At 56.0% G+C, this 14,418-nt stretch carries 14 protein-coding genes and 2 pseudogenes; 5 read left to right on the forward strand and 11 right to left on the reverse strand.

Annotated features, from left to right (window positions below):
• Positions 1-33 precede the first annotated feature (33 nt).
• From QEZ52_RS22895 to QEZ52_RS22930, 8 genes are all read right to left on the reverse strand, one after another.
• The gene (locus QEZ52_RS22895) at positions 34-717 is read right to left on the reverse strand and encodes a VTT domain-containing protein (RefSeq protein ID WP_343211379.1); all 684 of its coding nucleotides are present in this window, start codon (positions 715-717) and stop codon (positions 34-36) included.
• Between the two features lie 287 nt (positions 718-1,004).
• Complete coding sequence (locus tag QEZ52_RS22900) at positions 1,005-1,739, reverse strand: DsbA family protein (RefSeq protein WP_343211380.1); 735 nt, start codon at positions 1,737-1,739, stop codon at positions 1,005-1,007.
• Positions 1,736-2,236: a c-type cytochrome gene (locus QEZ52_RS22905; RefSeq protein ID WP_343211381.1), complete on the reverse strand. Its 501-nt coding sequence runs from the start codon at positions 2,234-2,236 to the stop codon at positions 1,736-1,738. Before QEZ52_RS22905 ends, QEZ52_RS22900 begins: the two co-directional genes overlap by 4 nt.
• Positions 2,233-3,627: a multicopper oxidase family protein gene (locus QEZ52_RS22910; protein WP_406651406.1), complete on the reverse strand. Its 1,395-nt coding sequence runs from the start codon at positions 3,625-3,627 to the stop codon at positions 2,233-2,235. Before QEZ52_RS22910 ends, QEZ52_RS22905 begins: the two co-directional genes overlap by 4 nt.
• A 46-nt stretch (positions 3,628-3,673) precedes the next feature.
• Positions 3,674-4,126: a cytochrome c gene (locus tag QEZ52_RS22915; protein WP_343211473.1), complete on the reverse strand. Its 453-nt coding sequence runs from the start codon at positions 4,124-4,126 to the stop codon at positions 3,674-3,676.
• 474 nt (positions 4,127-4,600) lie between these two features.
• On the reverse strand, positions 4,601-5,866 hold the full coding sequence (locus QEZ52_RS22920) for an ATP-binding protein (protein ID WP_406651408.1): 1,266 nt from the start codon (positions 5,864-5,866) through the stop codon (positions 4,601-4,603).
• A gap of 110 nt (positions 5,867-5,976) precedes the next feature.
• Entirely contained in the window at positions 5,977-6,705 is a 729-nt protein-coding gene (locus QEZ52_RS22925; protein ID WP_343211384.1) for a response regulator, read from the reverse strand.
• Between the two features lie 320 nt (positions 6,706-7,025).
• Positions 7,026-7,751, reverse strand: a complete 726-nt coding sequence (locus tag QEZ52_RS22930; RefSeq protein WP_406651410.1) for a LytTR family DNA-binding domain-containing protein — start codon at positions 7,749-7,751, stop codon at positions 7,026-7,028.
• Between the two features lie 246 nt (positions 7,752-7,997).
• Here QEZ52_RS22930 and QEZ52_RS22935 point away from each other — a divergent pair.
• Positions 7,998-8,756: pseudogene (locus QEZ52_RS22935) on the forward strand (IS5 family transposase).
• A 9-nt stretch (positions 8,757-8,765) separates the two neighbouring features.
• On the opposite strand, the pseudogene QEZ52_RS22940 reads toward QEZ52_RS22935, so the two are convergent.
• The 3 genes and pseudogenes from QEZ52_RS22940 to QEZ52_RS22950 all read right to left on the reverse strand — a co-directional run.
• Positions 8,766-8,982: pseudogene (locus tag QEZ52_RS22940) on the reverse strand (IS481 family transposase); the annotation flags it as partial.
• A gap of 405 nt (positions 8,983-9,387) precedes the next feature.
• Entirely contained in the window at positions 9,388-10,902 is a 1,515-nt protein-coding gene (locus tag QEZ52_RS22945) for a carotenoid oxygenase family protein (RefSeq protein ID WP_343211386.1), read from the reverse strand.
• A complete protein-coding gene (locus QEZ52_RS22950) occupies positions 10,899-11,318 on the reverse strand; it encodes a DUF2141 domain-containing protein (protein WP_343211387.1) in 420 nt (139 codons plus the stop codon). Before QEZ52_RS22950 ends, QEZ52_RS22945 begins: the two co-directional genes overlap by 4 nt.
• A 40-nt stretch (positions 11,319-11,358) precedes the next feature.
• On the opposite strand from QEZ52_RS22950, the gene QEZ52_RS22955 reads away from it, so the two are divergent.
• The 4 genes from QEZ52_RS22955 to QEZ52_RS22970 all read left to right on the forward strand — a co-directional run bounded on the left by QEZ52_RS22955 (position 11,359) and on the right by QEZ52_RS22970 (position 14,318).
• Positions 11,359-12,116 (forward strand): IS5 family transposase gene (locus tag QEZ52_RS22955; protein ID WP_343211474.1). Its coding sequence is split into 2 segments (ribosomal slippage): positions 11,359-11,680 and positions 11,680-12,116, totalling 759 coding nucleotides; the frame shifts between segments, so codons are not numbered across the junction.
• A 166-nt stretch (positions 12,117-12,282) separates the two neighbouring features.
• Positions 12,283-12,609, forward strand: coding sequence for an IS30 family transposase (locus QEZ52_RS22960; protein WP_343211475.1), 327 nt, complete (start codon positions 12,283-12,285; stop codon positions 12,607-12,609).
• A gap of 145 nt (positions 12,610-12,754) precedes the next feature.
• The gene (locus QEZ52_RS22965) at positions 12,755-13,624 is read left to right on the forward strand and encodes a polysaccharide deacetylase family protein (RefSeq protein WP_343211388.1); all 870 of its coding nucleotides are present in this window, start codon (positions 12,755-12,757) and stop codon (positions 13,622-13,624) included.
• Positions 13,593-14,318, forward strand: coding sequence for a YbhB/YbcL family Raf kinase inhibitor-like protein (locus QEZ52_RS22970; RefSeq protein ID WP_343211389.1), 726 nt, complete (start codon positions 13,593-13,595; stop codon positions 14,316-14,318). Before QEZ52_RS22965 ends, QEZ52_RS22970 begins: the two co-directional genes overlap by 32 nt.
• Positions 14,319-14,418: the final 100 nt, after the last annotated feature.

Here is a 14,418-nt window from a genome sequence, read left to right on the forward strand (position 1 = left end):
GGGAACAGCTGCAGGGTATAGAGAATGAGCATATCAGAGCCTCCTTGGCACTTTGGTTGATTGAGTGGGCGAGCCATCCGCATCCGCTAACCCGGGCACGCGCCGGGACCGCCACGCGGCCCAGATCACAGGCACGCCGGTCAGAAGGCCGAGCGCCAGAACAGGCCAGAACACGCCGCCCGAAGCGGGTTGGCTCAACGCGCTACCCAGATGGGCCAGCCCGAAACTGGCAGGCCCGGTCCCGGCTAAGGTTGCCAGCACGAACCGCCAGGGGCGCAGCGCCGACATCCCCGCAGCGTAGCTAACAAGGTCGAACGACACGAAGGGCACCAGGCGGCTGACGAAGACGGTCCAGGTCAAGAAATTCTGCGACCCGAGCAGGCCCGCATCAGGCGTCGACCCGACCCAACGAGCCACGAATACGCGCCCCAACGACCGCGCTAGAGCGAAGGCGATCATGGCACCTGCCAACGCCCCGGCCAGCACCAGCCCGGTGCCCAGCACATGGCCGAAAGCAGCACCAGCGGCGACCGCGATTGGGGCCGAAGGCAAAGGGCTGATCACCACGGCCAGCGTCATCAGCCCGACAATGGCGATGGGTCCCAAGGGACCCGCCCGCTCTAGTAAGGTCGCAATATTCTGCTGATCCAGCCCAGCCCATCTGACGATCAATCCCACCATCAGTGCCCCCGCCAGAACGGCGAGCAGCGCGACCATTATCCGACGCTTGGATAACGACCTCTGCACTTGTCTGCTCAGCAACTTTGCACCTGTGATTGAAGGTTGAACGGACGGCAGCGGAGTGCTGCTTCGTCAGATATAGGCAGTGGCCTCGGGCAGTGGCAGCACAACCCGAGGGATATTTGTATCGGAATGTAACCAGGCCTAAATGCTGCGACAGGCAGTTACAATTTTCAGATATCCCGACCCGAAAGGAGGCCTCGCGCGAGGGCGCGGCTAGAAGACGTTTTGATCGAAAGATACCGCGCTATCTCGGAGTCGAGTTAGTCAGGCGAAGCGTCGCGCGCGCGATCGACCGCTTCCTGCAACTGCGATTGTTCGACGAAACCGGGCACGAGACGGTCCTCGACCACAAAAGAGGGGGTGCCGTTGAACCCGAGCTTCTGCGCAAGCACCATGGATTGCGCAATATGCGCGGCGACCTCGGGAGCCTCCATGTCGCGCTGCAATTGCTCGGTATCCAGCCCGACCTCGCGGGCAACCCGGAGCACGCTGGTCTCATTCGCCTTGCCCGACATTCCCATCAGCGCCCAGTGGAACGCCTCGTATTTGCCTTGCTGACGAGCAGCAAGCGCCGCGCGGGCGGTAAAATCGGACCCTTCGCCCAGGATCGGCCATTCGCGATAGACCAGCCGCACATTCGGATCTGCGTCGACCAGACCCTGAACCTCGGCCATAGCGCGGCGGCAATAGGGGCAATTGTAGTCAAAGAATTCGACCACCGTCACATCGCCCTTGGGGTTGCCCAGAACCGGCGCGTTGGGATCGTTGAACAAGCTGTCGCGGTTTTCGGTCAGCGCTGCATGGGCCGAGGCCGCCTGTGCCGCCTCTTCGGTCTGTTGCAGTTGTTCGACCGCTTGCAGGATAATCTCGGGGCGCTCCAGGATCGCCTGATAGACCAGCGCCTTGATCTCGTCGTCGCTGCGTTCGCTGGCCTGGGCGATCAGAGGCATCGCCGAGAGGCTGGCCCAAAGGATGATATGCTTGGCTCGGGTCATTGGTTTCGTGCCTCCTCGTCGGCGCGGGTCTGCTCGGCCTGGGCAGCGCGTACGCGCGCGGGCCAGGCCGATTTGATGTAGTCCAGGATCGACCGGATCTGATCGTCACTCAGTTTCTCGCCAAAGGCGGGCATGCCGCTTTCCAGCTCTACCCCCAGCGCGGCCAGCGTCGCCTGACCGCCAAACTTGGTGTAATCGAACAGCATGCTGTCGGGGTGGTGCCAGGTATGCCCGCTCTCGTCATGCGGGGGCGCTGGCAGGCGGCCATCCGCATCCGGTTCGCGCCAGTTTGGCTGCCCCTCCAACGATTTGCCGTGGCAGGAGGCGCAGTTTTCTTGATAAAGGGCCTGCCCCTGTGCAATCGTGGCTTCGCTCACGTCGCTTGCAAATATAGACGCGCCTTCGGATACGGACCCCGATGGCGTCCGTACAACATATACCACAGCGGCCAGAGCAATGATCGCAACGGCAAAGCTGGCAAGATCGATGGGTTTCAAGTCGTCACCTCAATCCAGGTCATCATGCCCGAAGCCGCGTGGCTGAGCATATGGCAATGAAAGGCCCAGCGGCCTGGGTTGTCGGCGGCAAAGACGATCTCGTGGCTTTCCCCACGCAGGGTCAGCAGAGTGTCCCGCAGCGGTCCAGGGGTGCCGTCCTGGGCGAGCACCCGGAAGTGCATCCCGTGCAGGTGCATCGCATGTGGAAAGACAGTGTCGTTAACCACGGTCATGCGTGCGACCTGGCCAAGCGACAGGCGGGCCAGCGGAGTCTCGGTCATTCCGACAAGCCCGTTAAAGGCCCAGAACTGCCCGTTCTCCATTAGCTCGCCCGCTTTGCGGCTGTAACCGTTCCAGATGGCCTCGCGCATGCTGCCCATGGCACCGCCGCTCATCTCCAGCCGCAGGGTTGCGGCCTCGGCGAGATCGGTCATGTCCGGTGTCCGGTTGGGCGGCAACAGCGCAGGCGCGGGGCGGCGATTGGCGCTGCTGCTGCCCGACACCGGGAACGCCGCCTGAACATAACCTTTGCTCTGGTCAATGCGCCCCAGCAGTGCCTCCTCGCCCTCTTTGGCGATGACATCCACGAACAGGTCCACCCGCTGACCGGGACCCAGGGTGAGCGCCTCTGGCACCGGCTCGGGGCTTATTACCGGCATCCCGTCATAGGCCATCAACCAACCGTCAAGCCCCTGAAGGCCAAGCGTGAACAGCCGGGCATTGGCCGCATTCACGATGCGCAGCCGCAGCCGCTCGTTCTGTCTGACCGGCAGCTGATATGCGGCCTCGCCATTGGTCGAGATGAAATTGCCCAGGCGCCCGCCATGCGACAGATCATGGGTGGCCCCGAAATCTTCCTCGACCTGGCCGGTCTTGGGGTCGACCCGCCAGTCGTCCAGCATCAGCGTCACATCGCGATCCACGTCCGGCGGCGTCGGCTCGTCGACGATCAGCGGCCCGTAAAGCCCCCGCGCCACCTGCTCGGCCGAGCGGTTGTGCGAGTGATACCAGAAAGTGCCCGCATCCTCGGCTGCCAGATCATAGTCAAAGCTCTCGCCCGGCGGCACCGCGTCCTGCGTCAGGCCCGAAACCCCGTCCATCGCGTTTTCCGCGCGCAGCCCGTGCCAGTGGACCGAGCTGGCCTGCGGCAGCTGGTTGACGAAACGGCGCAAGATCCGCGCACCCTGCATCACCCGGACCTCCGGGCCCGGTGCCTGGCCGCTATACCCCCAGATCGAGGTTTCCTGATAGCCCGGCGGCAGCAGCTGTACCGGATTCGCGCGCGCCACCAGCTCGGGCGCAGCGGCCACGGCGCGTTTCGCCGCTGTGGGAAGGGCAGCCAATGCGGTCACCCCACCCGATGCCCATAGAAAGGAACGCCTGCTCAACATGGTCTTGCCTTACTGTCTTGCGATGTTCGACCCGCTGAGGTCGGCATCATTCGATCCCATTCGCCCGTTGTAGTTCGCGGATATACTGGGTGACCAAACGCACCTCTCCCTCGGTGATGCCCTCAACCGGCGGCATATTTCCGAATTTCCAGTGATGCGCACGCACGCCGTTTCTAGCAGCGATCAGGAAGGCTGCATCGGCGTGGTGGCCGGGCCGATAGGTCGGGTGCACCAATGGCGGTGCCACACCGTTTTGCCCGGCTGCGTTCTGACCGTGACAGACAGCGCACTTTGCATCAAAGGCCCGCTCACCGATACGGGCGTTCTCGGATAAAGCCGCAGGCAAGGTGACCTCCGCGATTGGTGCACCCTCCTGCAATGCGCTGGTGTCGGGCGATGTCATTGAATGGGTTTGCTGCCCAGGCACCAGCGCGTTCCAGACCAGAAAGCCAAGCCCCGCTAAGGGAATGGCCATAATTGCCAGGCTAAACTTTTTCATGTCATTTTCGCTGCCTTGTCTGTAGCCGTGAATATTCCGCTGCGCCGAAATCCGGCTCAATGCTGAATTGCCTCCTTCCCGCGCTGAAAAGCAATGCCGCAGTGGGTACCGATTTGTATCGAAATGTATCCTTGACCTTCCATCTCAGGAACCAACCAACTGAACTCAACAGAGACAAAACGAAAGGATGATCTCATGGGACGGCAACATGCACCCCAAGAGGATAAAAAACTGTGGCTGGTCAGATGGGGGATGCTATTGTGTTGTCTAGCTATTGTCGTCCCAGTTGCCATTGTAATGATCTTTGGAACCGGCCTGACAGCACTTTCGGGCAATCTGTGGATCGCGTTGCCGCTTGTGGCTTGCCTAAGCATACACTTCGTGATGCATCGGATAACAGGAAGATCTTGTCACACGTCGGATCCTGACTGCCAGGAAAACACCACCGAAACACCAAAAGTCTGAACCTCGAGTTCAGGCTTCCAGCGGCAGGGTCAAGTTAGCGCAAAGACCCCCACTCGCCCGATTACTCAGGACAATGTCACCGCCATGCCCACGCAGAATGCTGCGTGTGATCGACAGGCCCAGCCCATGCCCGCCAGTATCGCGCGAGCGCGAAGCTTCCAGACGCATGAACGGATCGAAAACGCGCTCCAACTCGGCTTCGGGAATGCCCGGGCCTCGGTCGCGGACCTGGATGATGGCAGTGTCGGCCTCTACCGCGAAGCTGACCTCGGCTTCGTTGCCATAACGCTGTGCGTTTTCGATCACATTGCGCAGGGCCCGCCGCATCGCGTTCGGGCGCAGTTGAACCTCGGCGCGGCCTCCTTGGGTCAGCGCGAAACCTTCCAGCATACTCTCACGTAGAGATTCGAGAAATGTTTCCATATCAACGCTTTGCCGCGGTTCGGCGTCCGCCAAACCTCGAGCAAAGGACAAAGTCTCCTCGACCATATGCTGCATTTCCACAATTGAAGCTATGAGGCTATCGCGAGTTTCATCATCTTCGACCATCTCACTACGAACACGCATTGCTGTCAGCGGTGAACGCAGATCATGGCCCATTGCTGCAAGCATACGCGTACGTTCTGCCACGAGCCTGACTATCCGGTCTTGCATTCGATTAAAGGTTTGGATCAGCTCCTTTACCTCGCGCGGTCCTGCTGTTGGAAGCACTGGTCCGCATTGTTCCGGTCCAAGCTTTTCGGCAGCATCCGCCAACAGACGCAAGGGTCCGGTGACCCGCGCAAGGAGGTACCAAAACAAAGCTAGCAGTATGAAGCCCGCGCTTAACCCGAAAGATAGCGTAGCAAATTGCGGCCATTGAAAAGGGGGGCGTTCAAACCGTGTCGAAACGTTAAGCCAATCACCGCCTGTAAGAGCAATCGAAAGCTGCATCTCGACCGCAAGCAATTGACCACGCATCATCTCTCTATGCTGTTCCGCCATCTGTGGCTCAAGATAGGTGAACGGCAGCGCTGAACTGTCTATCTCGTGTAATTCAGCCCGGACTTCACGACTGAAATCCTCGTCGAGCAGGGCACGTACCCTTGCTTCGGTGGCCCCCTTCGCATCATGCGAAGCATGGTCGACTACTGGAACGGTGCCAATCTCGAATTGCACTAAGGGTGAATTGGCAGCGCTCACAATCTGTCCACGTAGGCTTTCAGGTGCTTTTTCAATCAGTCGTACAACATTCACGGCCCTGCCCGTTGCCTCGTCGCCAATTGCAGCCCGCACAGCAAGATCTCTCTGATCCTCCAACAAGACAAGTGTAACGACTTGTGCAATCACAAGTGACACTAGGACCAAACTAACAATCTGCGTCCGAAGCCTTTGCGGTGCGAACCTCACTTGTCCAAAACCTCTATATCTGCTGAGAGGCAATAACCTCCATTTCGAAATGTCGTGATGAGGCGCGGGCGTAGCAGGTCTTGCTCGATCTTGCGCCTTAGGCGGCTGATCTGGTTGTCGATTGTCCGGTCTAGTGGTGCCCCTACCCGGCCAGAAGTCAATTCCATAAGTTGCTCGCGGCTCAACACCATCCTAGCCCGCTCGAGCATAACGATAAGAAGCTTGAAATCAGCACTGGTCAGACTGGTTTCTCGACCATCGCTATCCACGATAACACGCCGGTCAGTGTCCAGAATCCATTGCGCAAACCGGATGCGTTTCCCGACAAGCTTGCCCGCCGGGGACGTGGTACCGGAAGTTCGTCGCAGAATAGCTCTAATCCGTGCCAACAACTCGCGGGGATTGAACGGTTTGGCTAGATAGTCATCCGCGCCAGTTTCTAGGCCAACAATCCGGTCAATGTCCTCGCCGAGAGCCGTCAGCAACAGAACCGGGACATCGCCAACCTGAGACAGCCGTTTACACGCGGAAAGACCGTCCTCGCCAGGCATCATCACATCCAATACGACAAGATCAATGTTGTTGGATACCAACATGGTATCCATTTCTCTTGCATCCTTTGCCATCGAAGTTCGAAGACCATTTTTTTCAAGAAATCGGGTAACTGCATTCCGAATCTCGCTATGGTCGTCAACGACCAAGATATGTGGCGTGGTGTTTTGCATAATGCTAGTTAACGCATCCTACCTCGACAAACTCGGCCTGATTGTATTCTTTTGTATCAAAATTAGGTAGCAGACGTTCGTTACGCGGCTCCCAGGGGTCCGAAGTTCCCGGATCGACTTCTTCTGGACCCAAAATTTGGACCTGTAGCGCTTTAGCGCCGCCCCAAGTCCTCGTTTACCCCCCTTCGGCTCGAATGCGGCAGGGCTTTCGTCCGCGTCGGCATTTGATGACTGTTCTGGCCAGGAATTCCCTCGTTTAGCGTGATACTATTTTTCAGTTGGGAAGACATCCCTGAATAGCCAATGAAATGTTTGATGGATTAAGACGCTCCCCCCAAAACCTCGCGAAGTTCCTTTACCCGCGACTTGCTTATTTTTAGGTGCGTGCCATCTGTCAGAAGGACGGTCTGCTCAGACCCTTGCATTTCCAATTTCTTGATCGCTGCAACAGCGACCCAGTGGGACCGATGGATTCGCAGGCCATTGATCGGTGCGGCTTCGGAAATGGCATCGGATAAGCGTAGTAGGCAAAGCTCCGAACCCAGTTCGGTAATGACCTCGACATAGTGATCCTGGGCGCGCAGGGCCAAGACGGAATGCGCTGCCTGATATGTTTTCAACCGTTTGAAAAGGGCGGGCCGCTCCAGTTGTTGCTGTGTCCCGCCTTCGGGGTTTTTTCTATCAAAGAGAACCAAGGTCAGGAAAATCGCAGTAGCGCTGGGGAAGCTGTAGAGGAAGAGTTCCAACGGTCCCGGGTTGCTCTGGATCGGGTCAAGCAGCGCAATGCTAAGCAAGGCAACCACGCCACTGGCCATAAGGCCGAAGACGATAGCCACAGCAAGGTTCTTGCCAAAGTCGAGCCCTTCTTGAACCCGGAGAAATCCGTGCGCCCATACTCCCATGCAACTGGTACAAAGGACACTCAACGCCCAATACACCATCCTCAGCCCAGCAGGGAGCGTATGGATGGTGCCGAATGGGCCGCTCCAGTAACACAGCAAGATCAAACCCGTATTCGACAGCCAGAAGCGCGCCGTGGAAAGCACTGCAGTCGTCCAATTCGTAGCCTGGCGTATTCCCGAATTCAAAAGTGCCTCCTTAGATCTCAAATTTCACGCTTCGCGAGTTGGCACACCCGCTGTTTCACGAGTGTTTAGCATCCCTTGGCGCATTTTGAATGGGCACCGCGGAAAGGTGATGGCAGTTATGCTGCAACAGAAACCAACCTAGGCTCAGGACCCATTGATTTCCGTCTGCCAGCGTGATTCATGGTTCAACAAGGATCGGTGAACATGTCTGACCTTTTCTGGCTGAGCGCCGCGCAGCTGGCACGTCTGGAGCAATCCTTCCCAAAGTCTCACGGCAAGCCACGCGTCGATGACCGGCGTGTGTTTATCGGGATTATCTTCATCAATCGCAACGGCTTACGGTGGCGTGATGCGCCTGCGGCCTATGGCCCGCACAAGACGCTCTACAATCGCTGGAAGCAATGGAGCGACAAAGGCGTGTTCGCCCGAATGATGGCGAGACTGGCTGCCGAGCACGGCGAAAAGTAGACCGTGATGATCGACGCCACGTACCTCAAGGCCCACCGAACAGCGACCGGTGTGGGCGTGAAAAAGGGGGGCGTGGACGTCTGATCGGGCGAACCAAGGGTGACATGAACACGAAACTACATACCATCTGCGATAGCCAAGGCCGGCCACTCAACCTCTTCATGACGGCCGGACAAGTCAGCGATTACATCGGCGCACGGGCTACTCTTGAGCAGTCTTCCGAATGTCGATTGGCTACTCGGAGACCGTGGCTACGATGCCGATTGGCTCAGATAAGCTTTGAAAGACAAAGGGATACGCCCATGTTTCCCGGGGCGAAAACAGCGCAAAAAGCCCGTGAAATACGATAAGCGCCGCTACAAACGGCGCGATCGGATCGAAATCATGTTCGGCAGGCTAGAGGACTGGAGACCCGTTGCGACACGATATGACAGGTGTCCGAAGGTCTTCCTCTCAGCAATCGCCCTCGCAGCAACCGTAATCTACTGGTTATGAATCCTGACACTAGTCAGTTCTATCGCAACACATTTTGCCTTGATGCGTGCGTCGGTGGTTTTTGAGCATCGAGCCATTCATCCAGATCACCACGCAACTTTTCAATGGACCGGTGGATCTTCATACGGAAGGTGATCTGATATTTTGCCCGTAGGATCGTCTTGTAAAAGCGCTTACAGTTTCCGTTGGTGTACGGCGAATTAACTGAATTAGTCTCGATGTGATCTGACGCCCCCCCTTCTCAGCACGCTGATCTGGGGCGACCCATCATCTCCTGAAGCAGATGATGGGTCGCCGTTTTCGACAGCGGATCCCAAACCGTAAAACGGGGCAACCACAATGCTGAATTCTACCGATAAGATCATCAAACAAAAACCGGCCTGCTGAAGCAAGCCGAGAAATTGGGCAATGGCAGCAAAGCCTGCCAGTTGATGAGCTACAGCCGTTACACGTTCAATCGCTATAAATCAGCTGTTTAGGGCGGAGGCGTCAAAGCCCTGTTTGAGCGCACCTGGCGAAAGCCCGACTTGGCCATTCGGGTTTGGGCGGTCCAAGACTGACATAGTTACCATGGTGATTACCTGTCAGCTAGATAAGAAAACTTACCAGGTATGACAATCATTTTTCCAAGTCAGGCACGAACGAATGTTCCATGCAACCCAAGTGGCAAGGCAAGGTCCAATGCGGCCTTGAAAACCGGCCCATCGTTCAAATGAAGACCTTCATAGACCGACAGATTTGTAATCCCTTGTCGCCAATCAAGCGAGGTTCCGATGATCCAGAAACCATCCAAATGTCCGGGTTTTGGAACTATCAGATGTTCCTCAAGAATTTCTGCCTCATCGGCATCAAATGATGATGCGTTACCAGTAGTGCGATCAACCAGAACCCGCCGATTGAAGCCAAATTCAGATGCACCGCCAGGCTGAGCCAGCATCAAAGCATATCGGTGCGCCGACAGATTTTCCCGCGCATCCGTCTGAATGAATTCGACCTGCCCAAATTCAGGCGATTCCTGCAGGCATGTGGTCTTGCGGATCAGGTCAATCCGAGCTTCGACATAACGAGATTTGACAGACGCCGCCCCATCCCAGCTTCCGTCCATTACAGCAAAGGCGTCTTTGGTCATGAACCCCGGATCGTCATGCAAAGCAAAATCAAACCCGATCTCGGTCGGACTGATGTCATAGGCATTGCCAAAATGAAAAACCCAGAAGGGATCCATTTCGAGCGTGGTCACTTGGCTCAGATCGTTCTTGTCAATGACAAGAAGCTGCGTGGGGTTTTGCCCCTTCCACTCAAACAATTCGACAATACTGTCCCCGTCACCTGAAGACGCGACATATGGCGGCATGACGATCACGATCTTTGAACGTGTGATCATGAAGTCATGTACCATCGGAGTGGCGGATTGGGGGATGACGTGGGTATTGTAAAGCGCTCCTTCTGACGAGATGTGATAGATGATCAAGGCTGCTGGGTTCGCGGAGTAGCCGATGTTCCAGATCGATCCGTCTTCATCCTCGCGCGGGTGCGCTCCGAAAGGCAGGCCGCCACTTTCATCTGACCAGCTTTTACGGCCTTCGGTGTCCAGTGTTTCGCGGTTGATGATATGGGGTGAACCACCTTCCCAAAGCGCCAGCAATTCACCGGCGTGGTTCAGCAAACTGATGTTAGCAGTGTTTTGCCCATCCGCCGAGCCGCCTGTTCCAAGATGTGGGCCGGATGTTCCGAACCCAGCAAACTGAATGTGTCCGGCCTGCGCTTCAGCAGCATTGCGCGATGTCTTTACCAGTTTTCCAAAATGCGCGAGACGCCCGTTTTCAAAGGAAAACCGCTGAACCATGTCTGGCGCATCAAACCAGTGCGAAAATCTATCAGGCCCAACGTTGTGCCATGCTGGACCGTTGCGAAACAGATGACCTTCCAGATTCGGAGGCATGCGCCCTGAGGTCACGCTCACACTTGCATGCAACTCTTCTTCCCGCGTGCCAAGGTAGCCCAGTAACCAAGGTTTTTCTTGCAGTGCGTTCAGAAACTCAGCCTGTTTACCAATTGGGGTCTGAGCGGCAAGCCGACCCGGCAGACCAGTCGTTGTAATTAGACTTGCGGCCGCCGAAATAAATGTACGACGATCCATTATCATGCCCCGTTCAAATTAATGATTATGTTTATCGGTTCGCCATCGAATTTGAAATCAAACTTGTCGAAGCGCGGAGCAGAAAAACCGATTTTCGGGTCATTGGAAAAGCCGAAAGGTTCTTTCGGCGCACCAAACAAGTTGCGGTCCAATGTCTCGTTGCCATTCAGATCGTGAAATACGGCAATGCCATTGCGTCCTGGTTTAAGGTCCTTGAAAGTCACAACAGTGTGCCCGTCGCTCGCCTTGATCATCGATTTTGCCACGGCTTGACTCCCATCAAACGCAGCCTGATTGGTAAAGACAGCCGCGCGCACAGTGCCGAAATTTGTGGTGTTTTGAATAGTGACGTTTATAGATTCTGCGTATGCTGCGGATCCGAACATCGCTGAAAACAAGGTTGCAGTGACAATATATTTCATGGATTTACCTTGGGGTCAGGACCCATTGATTTCCACCGGGCTGTATGATCTTTTCTGGTTGAGCGACGCCCAGATGGCGCGTCTTGAACCCTTTTTCCCAAAGTCCCACGGCAAGCCACGCGTTGATGACCGTCGTGTATTAAGTGGAATTATTTTTATCAATCGCAATGGCTTACGATGGCGTGACGCACCTGCCGCCTATGGCCCTCACAAGACGCTGTACAACCGTTGGAAGCGATGGAGCGATAAGGGCATCTTCGCCCGGATGATGGCCGGTTTGGCCGCCGAGCACGGTGAGCAGAAGACGATCATGATCGACGCGACCTATTTGAAGGCACATCGAACGGCGACCAGTCTGGGCGGCAAAAAGGGGGGCGTGGGCGTCTGATCGGACGAACCAAGGGCGGCATGAACACCAAGCTGCACGCCATCTGCGACAGCCAAGGCCGACCGCTCAACCTGTTCGTCACTGCCGGTCAGATCAGCGATTACATCGGGGCACGCGCGTTACTGAGCAGCTTACCAGATGTCGACTGGCTGCTCGGCGACCGTGGATATGACGCCGATTGGTTCAGAGAAGCGTTGAAAGACAAAGGGATACGTGCCTGCATCCCGGGTCGAAAACAACGGAAGAAGCCGATCAAGTACGACAAGCGTCGCTACAAACGGCGCAACCGGATCGAGATCATGTTCGGCAGGCTCAAGGACTGGCGGCGTGTGGCGACGCGATACGACCGCTGTCCCAAAGTCTTCCTGTCAGCCATCGCACTAGCTGCCATCGTCATCTACTGGCTATGAAATTCAATGAGTCCAGACCCTAAGGCAGCACGAGATCAAGCAGTTGAAGATCGGCTGGTCACCTGAACAGATCGCAGGTCGATTGCAACTTGATGGTCAATCTCTGCGTGTCAGTCACTAAACCATTTATGCTTATGTTTACGGCCCAGAAGGCTAATCCGAGGAACTGGCCCGCCACTTGCCTCACCGACGCAAGAAACGGCAGCCACGACGCAGAAGTACACCGCGAGGGCTTGTTTTTCCACCCGGTCGGTCAATCCACGAACGGCCCGACTACGTCAAAACACGTGAGACATTCGGCGAATGGGAAGGTGATCTGATGATCTTTGAACGTGCGCAAAGCAAAACGAACGTGGCTTCCCTGGTCGAACGCAAGACCCGTTTCGCCGTGCTTTTTCGCAATAACGACCGCAGCACAACGCATCTGATGAACCGGCTGATGGACGTGATGGAACCCCTGCCCAGCCAGCCCGCAATCGGAATCTACCCCTGATTTGCAGTTGTAGATGCCCTTAGAACCGCCCGGGTTTCGTTAACATAGCCAAACAATGAATTCAGGTGTTTGAAATTGTTCGTCTGTGCTTGGCCTATAGTCTCTGTCTGAAAGCTCAAATCCATCCAAACACGGGACAAGGGTTATGACGGAAGAACATCAAGAAGAAACCGGCTTCTGGCCGGGTGGCGCGCGACTTGCTATCTCGATTTCGATGCAGTTTGAGGCTGGTGCGCAAGGAAAGGACGCTGAAGGGCCCTTCCCCCCTATGGAGGCCGGGCTAGTCGATACAATCACACCGACGTGGTACGAGTACGGGATGAACGAGGGCATTCCCAGATTGCTTGACCTTTGGGACCGGCACGATGTTAAGGTCACTTCTCATATGGTTGGCCAAGCAGTCGAACGCCGTCCGGATCTGGCCAAGGAACTGGTATCTCGGGGACATGAAGCGGCAGCACATGGCTACAACTGGACTCCTCAATTTGGCATGAATCCTGAGGAAGAACGCCTTTCATACGAGAAAAACATAGAAGTGGTGGAGCGTGTGACCGGTCAACGGCCAGTGGGGTTCAACGCGTTTTGGATGCGTCAGACACGTGCAACATTCGACATTCTCCAAGAACTGGGGTTTCTCTATCACACCGACGATCTTTCTCGTGACGAGCCAGCCCTGACTTTGGTTCACGACAAGCCCTTCGTTGTGGTACCCTATACTTTGCGTTGCAACGATATCGGGCGTTTTTCCTCACAGGGCATGACATCAGCGGCATTTGAGCAAGAACTGAAAGATGAGTTCGATGTTCTCTATGCTGAGGGTGCCCAGCGTCGGCGCATGATGTCCATAAGCACCCATGATCGCATTGGGGGCGCTCCCGGAATTGTTGGTGCGCTGGATCGGTTCCTCACCTACGCAAAACAACATGAAGGTGTCATCTTCATGCGAAAGGATGAAATCGCGCAGTACACACTCCAACAGGACGATGTACCAATCAATCCTCCACGCAAATATTGATCAATTTTTAGTTCTCTACAGGAAATCAAAAGGGCGTGCTTGCGCCCTTTTTTGTTTGCCAACGCCACATGCTGATTTTGCTAAGAAGAAGATTTGCTTTCGCCCCTCAGATCTTAACTTCGCATCAGGCACCAAAATGAAAGAAAGGCCCATCATGCACCTAAAAACCGTAACTGCCGCAATCTTGACCACTCTGGCTCTTGGCACCGCGCATGCGGACGAACCCTTTATCTTGTCGAGCCCCGAACTCACATCAGGTCAGTCGATCCCGGCCAAGTACTATTGGAATAACTTCGGTTGCTCTGGTGAAAATACCCGCCCAGAGTTGATCTGGTCAGGAGCACCCGAGGGGACAAAGAGTTTTGCTGTCACCTTCTATGACAAAGACGCGCCGACCGGCAGCGGATTTTGGCATTGGAGCGTCTACAACATCCCCCTCGACGCAACTGGTATAGGAACTGACATTCCCAAAGGTGCGATCGAAAACAACACTGACCTGAACCAACCTGGATTCTTCGGGCCCTGTCCACCAGTCGGACGGACGCATTCATATGTTTATACGGTATACGCTCTGTCCGCTCCCAGTCTGGATCTTCCAGAAAACGCCTCGGCCGCACTCGCGGGCTTCTTCTACAACAGCAACACCCTTGCAACCGCGACGCTTGAGGTGATTGCAGGGCCACGCGAGGAATAGCAATAACACTGGATCGGGTCAGGGTCGACCGAGACTCCTCGGTCGACCTTTGTTTGCCATTCGCAAAAATAGATTTCGCAACTGACCTGATTATCTGGCC

It is taken from the genome of Aliisedimentitalea scapharcae, assembly GCF_045277565.1.
GTDB lineage: Bacteria > Pseudomonadota > Alphaproteobacteria > Rhodobacterales > Rhodobacteraceae > Aliisedimentitalea > Aliisedimentitalea scapharcae.

Bases quoted from the DNA above. Each gene is read 5' to 3' on its own strand.
- QEZ52_RS22925 (WP_343211384.1), bottom strand. From the start codon at position 6,705: ATGCAAAACACCACGCCACATATCTTGGTCGTTGACGACCATAGCGAG.
- QEZ52_RS22970 (WP_343211389.1), top strand. From the start codon at position 13,593: ATGTACCAATCAATCCTCCACGCAAATATTGATCAATTTTTAGTTCTC.
- QEZ52_RS22915 (WP_343211473.1), bottom strand. From the start codon at position 4,126: ATGAAAAAGTTTAGCCTGGCAATTATGGCCATTCCCTTAGCGGGGCTT.
- QEZ52_RS22945 (WP_343211386.1), bottom strand. From the start codon at position 10,902: ATGATAATGGATCGTCGTACATTTATTTCGGCGGCCGCAAGTCTAATT.
- QEZ52_RS22965 (WP_343211388.1), top strand. From the start codon at position 12,755: ATGACGGAAGAACATCAAGAAGAAACCGGCTTCTGGCCGGGTGGCGCG.
- QEZ52_RS22900 (WP_343211380.1), bottom strand. From the start codon at position 1,739: ATGACCCGAGCCAAGCATATCATCCTTTGGGCCAGCCTCTCGGCGATG.
- QEZ52_RS22950 (WP_343211387.1), bottom strand. From the start codon at position 11,318: ATGAAATATATTGTCACTGCAACCTTGTTTTCAGCGATGTTCGGATCC.
- QEZ52_RS22895 (WP_343211379.1), bottom strand. From the start codon at position 717: ATGGTCGCGCTGCTCGCCGTTCTGGCGGGGGCACTGATGGTGGGATTG.
- QEZ52_RS22910 (WP_406651406.1), bottom strand. From the start codon at position 3,627: ATGTTGAGCAGGCGTTCCTTTCTATGGGCATCGGGTGGGGTGACCGCA.